Here is a 506-nt window from a genome sequence, read left to right as displayed (position 1 = left end):
ATGCTGCTCCAGTACGGCGGCGCTCTCAAGTTGGTCGAGGTCAAACGCGTGCTCGGCGGCACCGGTGACGGCGTCGCGGTTTACGTGACTTCCGCTGGCGAGCACCAGGCGGTCGTAGCGGCGCAGATGAATGTCACCGTTGGCATCTTTCCAGCTCACCTCTTTAGAGTCCGGGAGGATCTGCTCGACGTGACCTTGCTGGAAGTTGACGCCGGTAACGTCAAACAGCGGTTGCAGTGGTGCGACCAGCGTATGAACGGCGCTTTCATAAAAACGTGGGCGGACACGCAGCTCTGGCTGTGGCGCAATTACTGTAATATCAATGGCCTGCTGATGTTTATCCGCCAGTCGTGCGGCGCTTAATGCTGCCCACATACCGGCAAAGCCGGCGCCGACGATCAGAATTTGTTTACGCATTGGGGTTTTCTCACTGGTGACTACGAATTATTGACTCGGATTTTATTTGTCGTAGTTAAGAATTGCAATGCGATCGAGATCCTTTTTTC

General features: G+C 54.7%; 1 protein-coding gene. It reads right to left on the bottom strand.

The annotated features are described in order from the left end of the window. Positions 1–417: FAD-dependent oxidoreductase (locus JTI85_RS21140; RefSeq protein WP_255574986.1), on the bottom strand; the 417-nt coding region annotated here is incomplete at its 3' end. Positions 418–506: the final 89 nt, after the last annotated feature.

The sequence above is a fragment of the Citrobacter sp. Colony219 genome, assembly GCF_019382635.1.
Taxonomy (GTDB): Bacteria; Pseudomonadota; Gammaproteobacteria; order Enterobacterales; family Enterobacteriaceae; genus Citrobacter; species Citrobacter youngae.
This window is presented reverse-complemented; position numbering and strand designations above follow the sequence as displayed.